Origin of the sequence: Chamaesiphon sp. GL140_3_metabinner_50, assembly GCF_025361915.1 — a bacterium.
Lineage (GTDB): Bacteria > Cyanobacteriota > Cyanobacteriia > Cyanobacteriales > Chamaesiphonaceae > Chamaesiphon.
The window spans coordinates 14381-29495 of sequence record NZ_JANYJC010000207.1 but is presented as its reverse complement, the minus strand read 5'-3'; the positions used below and the strand labels follow the sequence as shown (position 1 = coordinate 29495).

Below are 15115 nucleotides of genomic sequence, written 5' to 3'. Positions count from 1 at the left end.
CGCGATCGAAACTCCCATCAATACAGCGGCTTGGGCTACCCCAGAAGCTGAGGCAAAGTTGCTAAAACTGATTCCAGCTAAACGGGTGGGGAATGTAGACGATATCGGCAAAGCCGCAGTTTGGCTGGCTTCTGATGACTCCGATTATGTCAACGGCACGACACTATTTGTAGATGGTGGTATGACTTTATATCCTGGGTTTGCAGATAATGGTTAGCAAAAAAGCAATCGGTCTCGAATGTAACGACAACTAGCGTACAAACCTGCCTTCACCTACAATTAACCGATCGATCTAACCCCACGATTAACCGATCGAATTCCCGATCGGATTGAGGTTGCTGGTGGATTTGGGTGGTCACTGAAGCTCCTCGAAGTGCAGGTTTGAATTAGGTTGATTTCAGGTTTAAATCGATCTCATCAACCTGCCCCTACGAGCTTAACGATCGATTAAGCCTTCTTATCGCGTCGAATGGCTGAGGTCGTTCGGTAATTCCCCTAGTTATATTTAGAACATGAAGGTTGGTTGAGCTACCGAACGAAAGCCACCAACATTTAAAAGTATTCTTGTTAGTAATGTTGCTCTCATTAGCGATTGTTACGAAGGGAAATCGGGGTTTAAACTTTAATGGAGATCGTTATTTTAGATAACGATCTCCATTTTTTTGCAACTTAGCCGATTTCATTAATTTAACTGAAGTTTTACTCGATTTATTTGCGATCGATTCCTGTATTGAAGCCTTGCAACCAGAGCGTCGTCACCCAAACGACGAATCCCAGTCGAACGAACCCAGCACTCGACCGATTATAATAGACGGATACAAACCAACAAGCCTTTACCACTGTGACAGCACCAGGAAGTTACAAAAACACCGTAAACTTACCCCAGACTAAGTTTGACATGCGTGCGAATGCAGTCATTCGCGAACCCGAACTCCAAAAATTCTGGGCAGACGAGCAGATTTTTGAACGGCTGTCACAGTCGAATCCCGGCGAGATTTTTGTCTTGCACGATGGCCCACCATACGCCAATGGTACGCTGCACATGGGTCATGCGCTCAATAAAACGCTCAAAGATATCATCAATCGTTATCAGTTGCTCAAGGGGCGCAAAGTCAGATACGTTCCTGGTTGGGATTGTCACGGACTGCCGATCGAGCTTAAAGTAATTCAAGACATGAAGCCAGAGGAGCGGAAAAACCTCTCGCCGTTGGAGCTGCGCCAGAAGGCGGCGGCGTTTGCCCTCAAGACAGTTGAGGAGCAGAAAATCGGCTTTAAACGTTTGGGTGTGTGGGGTGAGTGGGATAAACCCTATCTGACGCTGCAACCAGAGTATGAAGCGGCGCAAATTGGCGTGTTCGGGCAAATGGTATTAAAGGGCTATATTTATCGCGGTTTGAAACCCGTCCATTGGAGTCCCAGTTCTAAGACTGCCCTGGCAGAAGCAGAGCTAGAATATCCCGAAGGACACGTCTCGCGGAGCATTTTTGCGGCGTTTAAAGTCACGCAGGTTGCGGATGCGGCTAAGGCGATTTTAGAACCATTCAAAGACGATCTAGCCGTCGCGATCTGGACGACTACACCTTGGACGATTCCCGCGAATTTAGCAGTGGCGGTGAATCCCGATCTCAATTACGCGATCGTCGAAGTTACCGGACGGGAAGATAATCATTACAGTGGCTGTAAATATGCGATCGTCGCGGCGGACATGGTTGAAGGTTTAGCTACTAAATTAAACCTCAATTTGAGCGATCGAGCCGTCATCAAAGGTGCCGAATTAGAACATACCACTTATAAGCATCCGCTGTACGATCGGCACAGTCCGGTAATTATCGGTGGCGACTATATCACTACCGAATCGGGTACTGGTTTGGTACATACCGCACCAGGGCACGGACAAGAAGATTATATCGTCGGGATGAAATACGGGCTAGCCATTCTCGCACCTGTCGATGGCGATGGTAATTTTACCGCAGAAGCAGGCGAATTATTTCAAGGTGAAAATGTTTTAGGTAATGGAAATCAATTAGTAATTGAAGCATTGCTCGAAAAGAATTCTTTACTTAAAGAAGAAGCTTATCCACATAAATATCCCTACGATTGGCGGACTAAAAAGCCAACAATTTTCCGCGCGACCGAGCAATGGTTTGCATCGGTACAAGGATTTAAAGAAGCAGCCTTAAAAGCAATTTCGGAAGTAGAATGGATTCCCGCTCAAGGAGAGAATCGAATCAGACCGATGGTAGCAGAACGCTCGGATTGGTGCATCTCGCGCCAACGTAATTGGGGCGTACCGATTCCGGTTTTTTACGATAATGAAACTAACGAACCATTACTAACTGAAGAAACGATTAACTACGTTCAAAATATCTTCCGCGAACATGGTTCCGATGCCTGGTATTCGATGTCTGTTGAGGAATTATTACCCGAAGCTTATCGTCACAACGGACGCAGCTATCGACTGGGAACAGATACGATGGATGTCTGGTTTGACTCCGGTTCTTCCTGGGCGGCGGTAGCCAAACAGCGAGATAATTTAGCTTATCCAGCAGATATGTATCTCGAAGGATCGGATCAACATCGGGGTTGGTTCCAATCGAGCTTATTAACTAGTGTCGCCAATAACGGCATCGCGCCATTTAAAACCGTCCTCACTCACGGCTTCGTGTTGGATGAAAAGGGCGAGAAAATGAGCAAATCATTGGGTAATATTATCGACCCGATGGTAGTGATGGATGGTGGTAAAAACCCGCAAAAAGATCCCGCCTATGGAGCCGATATCGTGCGGCTATGGGTATCGTCGGTAGATTATTCTACTGAAGTAAGAATCGGCCCGAACGTCCTCAAGCAACTATCCGACGCTTCTCGTAAAATTCGGAATACAGCAAGATTTTTACTGGGCAATCTCCACGATTTCGATCCGGCGAAAGATGCCGTTCCTTATGCCGAATTAGCCGAACTCGATCGATATATGCTGCATCGAATGAGTGTGGTATTTAACGAAATTACCGAATCATTCGATCGCTATCAATTCTTTAAATTCTTCCAAACCGTGCAGAACTTCTGCATCGTCGATCTATCGAACTTCTACCTAGATATCGCCAAAGATCGGCTCTACATCAGCGCGCCCGACTCCTTCCGTCGCCGCAGTTGTCAAACAGTAATCGCCATTATCCTCGAAAATCTGACCCGTGCGATCGCCCCCGTCCTCTGTCACATGGCAGAAGATATCTGGCAGTATTTGCCCTACCCTACCCCTTATAAATCGGTATTTGAGTCCGGTTGGGTCAAACTCGATCCGCAATGGTTACAGCCTGATTTAGCCGTCACCTGGGATAAAATTCGCGACCTGCGGACAGATATTAATAAGGTCATGGAACAAGCGCGCACCGATAAAGCGATCGGTTCGAGCCTAGAAGCTAAGGTATTATTGCAGGTAGTCGATCCCGCACTCCGAGCTAAATTGGGGGCGTTATCGTTCGACAATTCGGAACCCACCCCCAGCCCCTTCTTGGAGGGGAGCAAGAGCGGGATGATGGTAGTTGATGTGGGGAATTCTCGGACACCGACGATCGATCGACTAGTTAATAGTTCGCCATTAACAGAAATCGGTGAAACATTAAAAAGTGGTGGTAATGTCATTAGTAGTAGTCTGGCGATCGCGATCGAGACTTATCAAAAAGGTTGGCGATTGATTGGGAATACATTACTAGTATTAACTGGCGCATTTGGGCTGTATATTACGATCGGGTTAATCGATATCGTCAATCGGATTCCCTTTGTCGAAACCACCCTTAAAGGTGTCGGAGTAGTCATGAGTGGATTGTTTGTAATTCGTAATCTATTAACCACCGAAAAACGTCAACAAACGATCGATCGGGCGATCGCGTACAAAGACCAAATCGTCGGCGCACAATACTATACCGAACGGACGATCTCCGCGATCGAAAATTCGGGAGAATTAACTCCTCACCCACCCGTCAGCGTACCTACGCCAACAGCCACACCTCAAACCCCATCCAACGGAATCGACGAATTGCGGTACCTATTCCTCGCCTCTCAAGTCGAGCTAATCGACGATGCAAACTTACTCCAAGAATGCCAACATCAAACCACCAGTGCCGGGGGTAAAATTGGAGTCATCAAAGCAGATGGCGACAAATGCGATCGGTGTTGGAACTATTCACCCACCGTCGGTCAAAATAGCGAACAGCCAGCCATTTGCGATCGCTGTATCGATGCTTTAGTTGGTGAATTTTAACCAGTTTTAGTTGTAACTTAGATTGAACTTCAGCCATCCTCGAACGCCTTGTTTGAGGATGGCTTAATTAATGCTCGATCGAGCTGATGTGTTGAGATCGACCGACATTGTATGATAGAGCTAATTTTTAATTCGTAACCGAGAGCCTCTCCTTTGGAGAATTGCGAAAATATGTACCGTACTACTTGGTTTTTGACTACGGCATTGGTGGGGATGAGTGTGGTATTGGTACAGCCAGCGGTCATGGCGGCAAAGTCAGATGCGGAAGTAAAATCGAGCGCGCGTGGCGTGACGGTAGAAATTCGATTGCAGCAAGATCGTAGCGTCGGTTCGGGGATAATTATCGCGCGTGCTGGCGACCTCTACACGATCGCCACCAATCGCCATGTCGTCTGTGGGCAAAATCGTCGAGATCGAGTCCCAGCAGGAGAGACTTACGAGCTGGGATTAGTTGACGGACAAAAATATCGAGTCACAGCCACCAGCGTCAAACTTATCGGTACCGATCTCGATCTGGCGATCGTCCAGTTTCGGAGTAGCAGCAAGTATCCAGTAGTGCAATTAGGTACTGCCAGTGCGTTGAAAGCAGAAGATGTGGTCTATACCGCTGGATTCCCGATCGAACAGCCCGGTTTTAGCTTCAATCAGGGAAAAGTAACTGCGGTAGTAGATAAACGCATTACAGGCGATCGCGGCGGCTACAGTGTTGTTTATGATGCTTTCACCTTGCCAGGAATGAGCGGGGGTGGCGTGTTCGATCGCAATGGTCAGTTGGTAGCTATTCACGGACAAGGCGAACGATTTGGCGAAAATACTGAGCTTGACGATAAGTCTCAAGTCGGCAGCAAAATCGGCTATAACCGAGGCATTCCCGTCCGGTGGCTAGTGCAAGATCTCGCAGGTGCCGGAATTAGCGTCGGTGGAAATCGTTTGCCTTCTAACCTCAAAGCAGCAAGAGAACAAACACCAGTTGGCGCAGATGAGTACTTTATCGCAGGTTTTAATAAATTTGTAGAGCCTGGTGCTGATGTCACCACTGGAAAACGTACAGCTATTCAGGAATTGAGCGAGGCGATTAGGATTAATCCCCGATATACGGTTGCTTACTTCGTTCGTGCAGTTGTCTACGCACAACTTCAAGAGTTTCGGCAGTCTCTAAGCGATTACGCGATCGTAATCGCCCTCGATCCTCAATATGCCAATGCCTACATCAATCGGGGCGAGGTTTGGGAAGGGCGTTATTTCGAGATGCAGCATTACGGATCGATCGCGCAGCAGATCCGATCGGGATTCGCGGGATTATCGTTCATGCAATTTCAGCAGAAGCTAAGAATTTTTATGTGGCTTTAGGGTTTGATGAATCTCCGATCGAACCAATGACATTTATGATTACACTAAACGATTTACGCGCTTGTATTGCCGACTAATCGATCGCCCGATGTAGCTTGGATTACCATTGATAAATGGGAAGCTTTGACTCCAGAAGAACGACGGGGATTTTTGCCATTCTGTCCAGATTTTGTTGTCGAGCTGATGTCTCGCTCTGATTCTTGGGTGCAGACACAAGCCAAGATGGTGGAATATATGGAAAGCGGTTGTCGCTTGGGTTGGTTGCTAGATCCGAAGGGTAAACGCGTTGCTATTTATCGACTGGGAAAACCACCAGAACTATTGACTGCGCCTGAGTCGCTGTTGGGTGAAGATGTATTACCAGGATTCGTACTCGATGCTAGATTTTTGTGGAGTTAGCTACAGAAATCGACGATTCCCAACTGGTTAAGGCGATTTACTGGGAGTCACAGTCGGAGCTACGCTGGGATTGGCTTGCGTGGGTGGGGTGAGTATCCCGGTCGCGGGTGTAGTAGTTACCCCAGGATTCGGCTGAGTGGTGCTGGGATTTACCACACCAGGATTATTGGGGTTGGTGATGACTGGGGGAGTGGGTGCGACGGTATTGGATGGTAAAGTAGCTAGTGCGACTCGATCTCCTGCCACACATCGGAGCGCGTCGAGGACTTCGACGACTTTACTGTAGCTGACTTGTTTGGACGCATATAAAACGATCGAGCTATTGGGACGCGCCTGACGGTATTGTTTGACTGCTTCGATTAATTGTCCGGGAACTAACATCGGTTGCTGTTCGACAAAGAGTTGTCCCGCATCATTAAGACTTACCATTAGTAGTTCTCTAGCCGCTGGCGTACCGCTGGCAGCCTTGGGAATATCGACGCTAATTGCCTGCTGTCTGGCTACTTGTAGCCCTGCTAATAGAAAAAATGTCAAAATGCAAAAGATGACATCAATTAACGGTACTAGCTCAATTCTGGGTTCTTCGTTAGTATTGCCAGCGTCGATTTTCATAAGTAGAGGCGGATGGGGGATTAAGGATTGAGATGTCGATATTTTCTCATTCTACGATCGATTGCAAATATCTCGATTAAATCTTTGCCTGGACATTGGCTGCCGATTTTCAACTGTACTACTTGGCGAGGAGATCTGCTATGGGTTGTCACAGCCAGTATCAGACGAGAATTTAATTAAAAATAATGTTATGATTCGATCGAATGTACCGATCGATCCCCAGCTCCAACTGGCGAAGATTGGGAGCTGCAATCATTATCTTCGTCATTCACACCACATGGTTTTTTGGAAGAGTTTATTTAGTGGTGGCGATACAGCTACTGAACCGAAAGCAAGTACCTCTAATGATACTGCCGTAAAAGTAACTGGAATTAATCTTCCCCCAAATACTCAAGTTTTTTTAAGTACCGATCGAAATCTCGATCTGTATGAGTTAGAGGAACTGTGCGATATTGTCGGTTGGTCGCGTCGTCCGCTGCGTAAGGTCAAGAAGGCAATTCAAAATAGCTTTATCGTAGTTTCAATGTGGGAAGTTAGAGGCGCATCGAAACGCATGATTGGGTTTGCGCGTGCTACTTCCGATGGTGCTTTTAATGCAACTGTGTGGGATGTCGTCGTTCATCCCGATTATCAGGGCCAAAAATTGGGTAAGGCGATGATGAAATACACGATCGATAAAATTCGTGCTGAAGATATTAGCAATATTACGCTGTTTGCCGATGCTCATGTGGTCGGTTTCTACAACGGGATGGGTTTTGTTGAAGATCCAGAGGGCATTAAGGGGATGTTTTGGTATCCCGATTAGTTGGGGGCAGCAATTTTTGGATATTAGCGATCGATTTGTCAGATCGTATGTTATGATGGCTTGTACAGACAACGGGGTGTAGCGCAGCTTGGTAGCGCGCCTGCTTTGGGAGCAGGATGTCGTAGGTTCAAATCCTGTCACCCCGATTTATTAAATCAACTAACCTAAGTTGCTAGCAACTAGAACGCCAACGATTGAAATCGTGGCTAATGTTGCAAAGCCCGCCTACGCGGACTAACAATTCAGTCCGCGTAGGCGGACTTTGCATTCCGTTCGCGGAGCGTCTGCTTTGCAGAGCGGCGGTTTCTAACCGCTGGGACGATCGGTAGAAACTTAAACTAATTAAAATTTAGCTGACATTAACTAATTATTTGTCACGATCGAGTAGATTCAGATTTTGAGTCTAGATCTTGGCAATACCTAGTTAAGACGGCAACACTCCAGATTCTTGCAGCGCGTGGAGCCGAGCGTAAACACCGTTGTGCTTGAGTAGCTCATCGTGCGTCCCGACCTCGACAATCCGACCCCGCTCCAACACCACAATCTTGTCAGCATCCCGTACCGTGCTGAGTCGGTGCGCGATAATCAACGTCGTTCTCGTGCCTAAAATCGATCGCATCGCTAGCTGAATCGCCCGTTCCGACTCATAATCGAGGCTAGAAGTTGCCTCATCGAACACTAATACCTGGGGATTGACGATTAAAGCGCGGGCAATCCCCAGCCGCTGCCTTTGTCCGCCAGAGAGTCGAACGCCTCTTTCCCCCACCACCGTGGCATATCCCTGGGGTAGCTCGTGGATAAATTCATCGACCCGCGACATTTTACAAGCTGCTGCCACTTCATTAGCATCAGCGGTGGGGTTGCCATAGCAGAGATTATCTAGAATCGTCCCGTTAAAGATATCGACTTCCTGATGGACGATTGCCAAGCGCGATCGATACGCGCCAATATCTAGCGATCGCACATCGGTGCCATCAATCCGGATTTGACCCAAAGTTGGCTCAAAATAGCGAAACAACAGCTTTACGAGCGTAGACTTCCCCGAACCCGATTTGCCAACCAGGGCAACGGTTTGATATGGCTCGATCGTCAGGTTAATATCTTGTAAAATCGGTCGCTCTGGGTCGTAACCGAAACTGAGGCTGTCGAACTCCACCTTACCCGTAAAATTGTATGCAACCGCAGATCGCTCGATCGAACTAAGATCCATTGCGTCAGAGCCAACTGGCTCCTGCATAAACTCATGAAAGCGCAACATCGACGCATAACGCCGCGCCAGAAACTCTGCCAAGACACTCAAGGGTTCTAACTCAGCATAAGCCATACTAGAGATCGTCAGCAGCGTTACAAAATGACCTAAAGACAGTTCGCCGCGTTGCGTGGCGAGTAGCGTCATGATGAGGATGCCAAAGATACAGCTTTGAATTGTCGTGCGCTGCCACATATTCAGTTTCACGTAGCTGCGATGGATGCGATGGAGTACGACTGTTAACTCGCGATCTAGGCGTTGCCGCTGTCGAGTGAGTTCGGCGGGTTCGGCGGCAAAAGCCTTGACAGTTTTGATATTAGTAATAATTTCGGAAGTACGGCTTTCCGTGTTCTCCATGTAGCGATCGAGCAGTGCTTCGCGTTTGATAATCCGCCGCAACCCGGTGAGGCTAAATCCAAAAATAGCCAGAAAAGACATCGCAAAGGCAATGGCGATCCGCCAATCTAACAAACAGATCGTGCCAAAAATGCCCACCACCCTGACTAGCTTGGGAATAGCCTGTCCCGCGACTTCTGGGTAAGACCAAGTATGGTTGGTTAACCCCCGCGCGATCCGTCCGGCAATCCGTCCGGGGTTGTTCTCATCGTAGAAGGCTAATGGCAAGCTCAGAATTTTTTGAATTGTAAGATCGGCACGATCGCGCCTCGCCCGTAGGGGGATTGCCCAGTGGAACCAACTGCCGATCCAGGGCTGAATCGGTGCCCGCACGACAGAAATTATAAACACGATCGCCAGCAGCACTCCTAGCGATAAATTCGCCGATACTGGCAGACCCAATCTCGCCGCCAGCGCGGTTGTGAGTGCCACCAACGGCCCATCAAGTGGCTGTTTGGACAGCACATTAAGAATTTGACCGATCGCGTAGGGTACGATTAAATCTACCACCTCAAACAGACTGCTCGCGGCAATACTGATGGTCGCGATCGTCCCGTAGCCGCGAAAATATCCGATAATATCTCGATAAGATGCCATGAGCAAACTCTAAGGATCTGAAAATTAGCTGCCAACGATCTAGTACCCTACCGCTGAAAAACAGCAGGTGCCCCACCAGCTTGGCAATGTCAGGTTTTGCAATCGATTGGGCATAATATTGGTAAATCGATCGATCTCTATCAGCATGACAGAAATTCAACCATCCAACACCGATGCCATTTTAGGCGGCCAAAATCGTCTAACTACAGATACTGTTGTTCTGGGTGGAATTGAAGGGATCGAGCAACGCTTAACTAGCCAAGATGAGGAAATCCAAATATCGGCACTTCGAGCAACCTTAAAATATGACAATCGGGGCTTAGAGCTGCTTATTGATGTCTGGAAAAATGACTCGCACCAGTTAAAATGGCAAGCTTTTTCATTACTTAGAGATAGACAAGAACAAAGTGCTAAACGTGCTTTATCTGAATTTAATCCGTGGCTCAACATGAGTTGCATTCATACTTGGGAGCAAGATTCGATCGCAAGAAGCATTGCAATAGCTCCAGATGGCCATACTCTATTTAGTGGAAACGAACAGCAAATAAATGTTTTGGATATGCAAACCAAACAACAAAAATCCATGTCCTTCCCCTATCATGAGACAGGTACTTTAATTGTTACGCCCGATGGGAAGAGTCTAATTAGCAGGGGTGGATATATAAAGTTAATTAGTAGCGACGTACATAACTATGTATTCGCGAATGAGGTAAATGAGGCTTTAATTCGGAACTCGCCAGGGATAGAGACAATGTACTTTGACTCAGACAGAGGCATAATTTCATGGAATATTCGGACAGGAGAATATATCATGTTACTAGAAGAATATTCTTATCCAGCATCCTCATTAGTTATTAGTCCTTGCGAGCGATTTCTTATCTATAGCGGTTGGTATAGCATCGTTAAGGTTAGAAATATAAAAACTGGAAAGCCTGCGAAAAATCTGAGCCAATCAAAAAATTTCACTCATACTTTAGCTATCAGTAATGATGGAAAGATTATAATCGGCGGTGGTAAAGATGCACAGGTAAAGATTTGGGATTTTAAGACGAGAGAACTATCGATGATATTCAAACACAAAGATACTGTTCGGTCGGTTGCTATTAGCCCAGATAATCTAACTGTTGTGAGTGGGAGTACTGATGAAACGGTTAAGGTTTGGGATTTGCAAGCAAGAAAAATTAAATTTACCCTGAAAGGTCATAAATGTTGGGTTTATGGGGTGGTAATCAGTCCAGATGGAAATTATATTTTTAGTTGCAGTAGTGACAAAACAATTAGAGTATGGGATTTGCACACTGGAAAATGTGTTAACATTCTCACAGGTCATACAGAATTGATTCATTGTTTGGTAGTTAGTCCCGATGGTAAAACCCTTGTTAGTAGTAGTCGGGATCGAACTATTAGAGTATGGCAGAGACAGTTTTAAATATGACTCGATTTTATGTCGTTGGTGCCGAAGAAGAACCGATCGATTTCCTCTATTGCAATCGATATCCGCGCTGAAATGGAATTTCGCGCTCATAGCTGAAGTTATCTGAAGATAACTACGGAGAGATCTTAGTTCGTGTTAACAAACTTGCGCTTTTAGCCCCGAATTCATTCGAGGGCTTCAACTGAAGACTAAATTCTAGAAGCTATAGCAATCCTAATTGAGAAGCTGATTTTATAGTACGATATTATTTAACTCTCGATCGACAATATTTAAGTAATGGATAATCCACTAATAAAACAGCAAGAAGAATCTAACAAAATAACCGAGCTGGTGAAGTTAATTAAGAGCAATGTTGGTTATGCTCCTTATCCTTTGTCGCTTTCTCTAATGTATTCCAGCTATCGAGCTGTTGGTAGACTGGAAACTCCGAACCCGCTTTGACTGTAGCCATCGGCTCGGCTTCGACTTGCCGGGTTTTGGGTTGATATTCACCTGAGAGATACTTCTGGTAAGCAATCCCGATCGCATCGCGGCTGATATTCTTAGGGCTTTTACCCAGAAATAATCGCGGTTTACCCGGCTGAGTGCCATCTGCTAGCTTTGGTCGCCCTTCTTGATACCCGCGCTCGGTTACCATTTTGCTCTTGATGCTACCACTCATATAGTTTTTAGTACCGCCTGTCTCTTTACTTAACACCGCTAGCAGATCGGATGCAGCTAGACAGAGCTTACCCCCGCAAGCATCTTCCAAGATGTCCAATACACCCTCTAATGTCTCCATCCAAGGCGCATTTGCCTTGTAATCCGCTTGTAGTTTAACTAGCAATGCCTCTTCAGCTTTCGATGTCCAGTTCCGATAAATAGACTTACCCCCCAAGCTTTGAAGGTAGCAGTATTTATAGAATCCCCAGAAGTCAGACCAGTTATCCGCTACCCACTGAATATCGATAGCTTTGCGAACCCGCACAGGAAAGAAGCGGCGATCTCCATCCATATCTTGAATGAGTTCGACTTTGTTGGTGGTACCGAATAGGATAGCCGAGCGGGGGCGATCGGCTGCATTCCGCTCATAGGGTGCGCGGTAGTTATCGGTTTTGGCTGTAACTACTTCTTTCAAGTCATCAGCGGCTAAACCTTGGAAGGCGGAATCGCACTCATCCAAGTTAACAATAACCTTCCCTCGCAACTTCTCTAAGTCCGCTTTGTTATTCTTGAGCGATCGCATCTGCAAGTAGTTGTTAGCTGACCAACAGTCAAACAGCATAACATCGCGCTCGATTTGGCTGTTGAAAAGTGTGTAGCGGATAACTCGATATAGTGTCTCGGCTTTAGTCTCCCCATCCTGGCTCTCTTTAGGGTCATCCTGTTGTGATTTGTCCCCTCCGCTCTGGAAACTCCCCACCATCGAAATATTTAAGCCGATCGAACCTGATGCCCGGACAATAAGGCGATACTCTTCAGTCTGAGGATGCAGACTTTTGAGTGTGTCATTCATGATGCCGCGCAGATCTTGATATGTCATAGTATAAATAGAAAGGGTTTTTTGAACTGAACTCGAAGTGATATGAATGGTCTGGGCTGTAAGCGGACTTGGGAAGCCTTTGAAACCCCGGATGTCGATCGCATCTGGGGTTTCCTATTGGGTACTACTCGCCCTGTTTGCAAGCTGTTTGCAAAGTGTTTGCAGCCGCTAGAGAGCTAGATCGGATAAAGTCGGATACTGCTACCCCCAACCCCGCCGCCGCCTGTTGTAGCCGCGCCTTATCATCCTCAGAGATCCGAATGCGAATCTCTTTCGATTTGGGCTTCATTGTTCCGATCGCTTCCATGTCATGGCTCCTTTTGGGTATCTATATATAAACTGTCCATTAATAACCAGTTTGGCTCTATGAGCTAGTTTTAAGGCATTAAGCGGAGATGGCTGTCGCTTGATGCCGGGTCAGTTATATACCGATTTCTTATAGCTCACATAAGCCGCGCTAATATTACATGCGGTTACCTCAGATACTAGGTACCAGATCGACCGAGTTACCTGCATAGTGTTTTAGTACTATCTCTGGACTGTTGCCGACTAGGTTGGCGACTTGAGGGATAGTTAACCCAGCCGCTAGCATCATGGTGATAAAGGTATGGCGAGTTGTGTAGGGGCACCTGTAAGCGGCTACAGCACCGCTATCTATCAAGCTGGGTAGAATGCCTTTGTATGTCTTTTTGCCGACCTTGCAGCCCTTCCAGATCTGGTTTGTGAACTTGCTGTTATCGATCGGCAACCCAGTTGGAGAGTTGAAGACTAGATCGGTAGGCTTGGCATTCTTGGGTTTAATGGTCGCGAGATGCGATCGCAAGTCGGGGTTAGCTGGGAACTTGCGGCTTTTGCCTGTTTTGGTACACTTTCGGATTTTGAGCTTGCTAGAGTAAGACTCAGTAAATGCGATCGAGCTGAGGTCAGGGGCGATATGTTTCCATTGGAGTGAGATCGCCTCACCAGTCCGACAGCCAGTAAGAAATAGGAACTTAACAAAACTGTGGTAATGGCTATATCTGGGATGTAGCTGGAAACCCAGCAAGATAGCATCGCGCTCGGTGGCACTGAAGGGGTCGATCGATCGGTCGGTCTTTGGTCGCTTTAGGTCGGCTGCCATCCCTAGAAATGGGTTAGCAGTTATCAAGCCAGACTTGACCGCCCATGTTCCGCAAGCCGCCAACAGAGTTAACAGTCTCTTGGCTGTATCCGCGCTGACCTTGGCTACCAGTGCATCTCGAAGTTCGATCGCCTTGTTTAGTCCTTGTGGTAGCTTGGCGATATGATTAGCCCATTTCTTGCAGTAATCTTGGGTGTAAGTGGTCGCAGCTAGTTGAGGTTGCTTGTAGTGGCAGTAGCTAGCCCATAGTTGGCTGAAGGTGGTCGGTTTGGTTATGGTCGGTTTTGGTACTGGTTTCGGCTTGAAGATGTCGATGTAGCTTTGATAGGTTTCGGCTAGCTTGTCGGCTTTGATATCGCGCTCGATGTCCCAAGCTATCACCTGTAGCTTCTTGAGGTTGTCTGGAGTGTTCTTGAACCCACTGGAGATATAGCGGGTAATGGTGTCGGGTGTTGCTTGTCTGGGTAATCGGAGTCTGAGTCTGCCACCGATAACTTCGATCCCTACTGTGCCTGTCTGTTGTCTTTTCATGTGCCAAGGTCACTCGATGATCCTTGGGTCAAGTCGATAAACTGTAGCCAACTCTGTAGCCAAAAGGGGCTAAAATGGCAGAGGGATGAGCGGGGTACCGCGCCAGCGGCGGCATAGCCAAGTGGTAAGGCAGAGGTCTGCAAAACCTCCATCCCCCAGTTCAAATCTGGGTGCCGCCTTCAGTCGAAACCTCGCAATACGCGGGGTTTTCGTGTTTCTATCGATATTTAAAACCTCGCCAGATTGGGGTAAGGCTTGATAGTATCGATCGACTATCAAACCCAGCTAATCTACTATAAATATTTTCTAACTCACGCCGAATACGATCGAGAGAATTGGAAAAATGACGACTACTATTGATAAGAAAAAATATCTAGAACTTTTGGATACAGCCGACATCATCCCCAAAACGATCGAGACGGAGGATGAATACGATCGGTTTTTAGCTGTGGCTCAGATGTTAATGCACAAACGGAGCGATCGGACACCAGAGGATATCGCCCTACTGATGTTGGTAGTAAAACTGATTGAGGACTATGAATTGATTCACCACAATCTAGATGATTGGGAAAAATCCACACCAAATGAGTTGCTACGGCATATTATGACTGCCAGCGGTACTCGCAATGTCGATCTAATTGGCATCATCGGGAGTAGCGGCGTTGTGTCTGAGGTTGTTAATGGTAAGCGTACTATCAGCCGCGAACAGGCAAAGAGCTTGGGTAAGTTCTTTAAATTATCACCAGCATTATTTATTCGATCTAGATGTAGCCCTCCATCCCCCAGTTCAGCCGAATCGTGCAGGTGGGAAACTCGCAAGGCATCAGGCTGAGATATCAAA

At 46.9% G+C, this 15115-nt stretch carries 11 protein-coding genes, 2 tRNA genes and 3 pseudogenes; 11 read left to right on the top strand and 5 right to left on the bottom strand.

Annotation, left to right across the window (positions count from 1 at the left end; all coding sequences use genetic code 11):
• The 5 genes and pseudogenes from Q0R35_RS10480 to Q0R35_RS10465 form a co-directional block, all read left to right on the top strand.
• Positions 1–217, top strand: a 217-nt coding sequence (locus Q0R35_RS10480) for an SDR family oxidoreductase (RefSeq protein ID WP_295617279.1), incomplete at its 5' end; no start/stop codon positions are given.
• 624 nt (positions 218–841) lie between these two features.
• On the top strand, positions 842–4258 hold the full coding sequence (gene ileS / locus Q0R35_RS10475; RefSeq protein WP_295617276.1) for an isoleucine--tRNA ligase: 3417 nt from the start codon (positions 842–844) through the stop codon (positions 4256–4258).
• A gap of 171 nt (positions 4259–4429) precedes the next feature.
• A pseudogene (locus Q0R35_RS19545) lies at positions 4430–5047 on the top strand (serine protease); the annotation flags it as partial.
• Positions 5048–5475: 428 nt separating this feature from the next.
• Positions 5476–5685, top strand: a pseudogene (locus Q0R35_RS19540) (GNAT family N-acetyltransferase); the annotation flags it as partial.
• On the top strand, positions 5675–6007 hold the full coding sequence (locus Q0R35_RS10465; RefSeq protein WP_295617270.1) for a Uma2 family endonuclease: 333 nt from the start codon (positions 5675–5677) through the stop codon (positions 6005–6007). The pseudogene Q0R35_RS19540 and the gene Q0R35_RS10465, both read left to right, overlap by 11 nt.
• A gap of 27 nt (positions 6008–6034) precedes the next feature.
• Here Q0R35_RS10465 and Q0R35_RS10460 read toward each other — a convergent pair whose 3' ends face one another.
• Positions 6035–6619, bottom strand: coding sequence for a biopolymer transporter ExbD (locus Q0R35_RS10460; protein ID WP_295617267.1), 585 nt, complete (start codon positions 6617–6619; stop codon positions 6035–6037).
• 277 nt (positions 6620–6896) lie between these two features.
• Here Q0R35_RS10460 and Q0R35_RS10455 point away from each other — a divergent pair, with 277 nt between their 5' ends.
• Together Q0R35_RS10455 and Q0R35_RS10450 are read left to right on the top strand one after the other, a co-directional pair.
• Entirely contained in the window at positions 6897–7424 is a 528-nt protein-coding gene (locus Q0R35_RS10455) for a GNAT family N-acetyltransferase (RefSeq protein ID WP_295617285.1), read from the top strand.
• A gap of 72 nt (positions 7425–7496) precedes the next feature.
• Positions 7497–7570 (top strand) — tRNA-Pro (locus Q0R35_RS10450).
• Between the two features lie 278 nt (positions 7571–7848).
• Here Q0R35_RS10450 and Q0R35_RS10445 read toward each other — a convergent pair.
• A complete protein-coding gene (locus Q0R35_RS10445; protein WP_295617265.1) occupies positions 7849–9666 on the bottom strand; it encodes an ABC transporter ATP-binding protein in 1818 nt (605 codons plus the stop codon).
• A 145-nt stretch (positions 9667–9811) separates the two neighbouring features.
• Here Q0R35_RS10445 and Q0R35_RS10440 point away from each other — a divergent pair, with 145 nt between their 5' ends.
• The gene (locus tag Q0R35_RS10440) at positions 9812–11095 is read left to right on the top strand and encodes a WD40 repeat domain-containing protein (RefSeq protein WP_295617262.1); all 1284 of its coding nucleotides are present in this window, start codon (positions 9812–9814) and stop codon (positions 11093–11095) included.
• Positions 11096–11441: 346 nt separating this feature from the next.
• On the opposite strand, the gene Q0R35_RS10435 is transcribed toward Q0R35_RS10440, so the two are convergent.
• The 3 genes from Q0R35_RS10435 to Q0R35_RS10425 form a co-directional block, all read right to left on the bottom strand.
• Entirely contained in the window at positions 11442–12623 is a 1182-nt protein-coding gene (locus Q0R35_RS10435) for a VapE domain-containing protein (RefSeq protein WP_295617260.1), read from the bottom strand.
• A gap of 124 nt (positions 12624–12747) precedes the next feature.
• Complete coding sequence (locus tag Q0R35_RS10430) at positions 12748–12912, bottom strand: DUF1778 domain-containing protein (RefSeq protein WP_295617258.1); 165 nt, start codon at positions 12910–12912, stop codon at positions 12748–12750.
• Between the two features lie 189 nt (positions 12913–13101).
• A complete protein-coding gene (locus Q0R35_RS10425) occupies positions 13102–14274 on the bottom strand; it encodes a tyrosine-type recombinase/integrase (protein WP_295617255.1) in 1173 nt (390 codons plus the stop codon).
• 107 nt (positions 14275–14381) lie between these two features.
• On the opposite strand from Q0R35_RS10425, the gene Q0R35_RS10420 reads away from it, so the two are divergent.
• From Q0R35_RS10420 to Q0R35_RS10415, 3 genes and pseudogenes are all read left to right on the top strand, one after another.
• Positions 14382–14453 (top strand) — tRNA-Cys (locus Q0R35_RS10420).
• A 76-nt stretch (positions 14454–14529) separates the two neighbouring features.
• A pseudogene (locus tag Q0R35_RS19535) lies at positions 14530–14634 on the top strand (type II toxin-antitoxin system HigB family toxin); the annotation flags it as partial.
• Positions 14618–15106, top strand: coding sequence for a transcriptional regulator (locus Q0R35_RS10415; protein ID WP_295617252.1), 489 nt, complete (start codon positions 14618–14620; stop codon positions 15104–15106). The pseudogene Q0R35_RS19535 and the gene Q0R35_RS10415, both read left to right, overlap by 17 nt.
• The last annotated feature ends 9 nt before the right edge of the window (positions 15107–15115 follow it).

What these genes read in the sequence shown, in the direction of transcription:
- Q0R35_RS10455 (WP_295617285.1), top strand. Translation starts at nt 6,897, where the DNA reads ATGGTTTTTTGGAAGAGTTTATTTAGTGGTGGCGATACAGCTACTGAA.
- Q0R35_RS10460 (WP_295617267.1), bottom strand. Translation starts at nt 6,619, where the DNA reads ATGAAAATCGACGCTGGCAATACTAACGAAGAACCCAGAATTGAGCTA.
- Q0R35_RS10425 (WP_295617255.1), bottom strand. Translation starts at nt 14,274, where the DNA reads ATGAAAAGACAACAGACAGGCACAGTAGGGATCGAAGTTATCGGTGGC.
- Q0R35_RS10445 (WP_295617265.1), bottom strand. Translation starts at nt 9,666, where the DNA reads ATGGCATCTTATCGAGATATTATCGGATATTTTCGCGGCTACGGGACG.
- Q0R35_RS10440 (WP_295617262.1), top strand. Translation starts at nt 9,812, where the DNA reads ATGACAGAAATTCAACCATCCAACACCGATGCCATTTTAGGCGGCCAA.
- Q0R35_RS10430 (WP_295617258.1), bottom strand. Translation starts at nt 12,912, where the DNA reads ATGAAGCCCAAATCGAAAGAGATTCGCATTCGGATCTCTGAGGATGAT.
- Q0R35_RS10415 (WP_295617252.1), top strand. Translation starts at nt 14,618, where the DNA reads ATGACGACTACTATTGATAAGAAAAAATATCTAGAACTTTTGGATACA.
- Q0R35_RS10435 (WP_295617260.1), bottom strand. Translation starts at nt 12,623, where the DNA reads ATGACATATCAAGATCTGCGCGGCATCATGAATGACACACTCAAAAGT.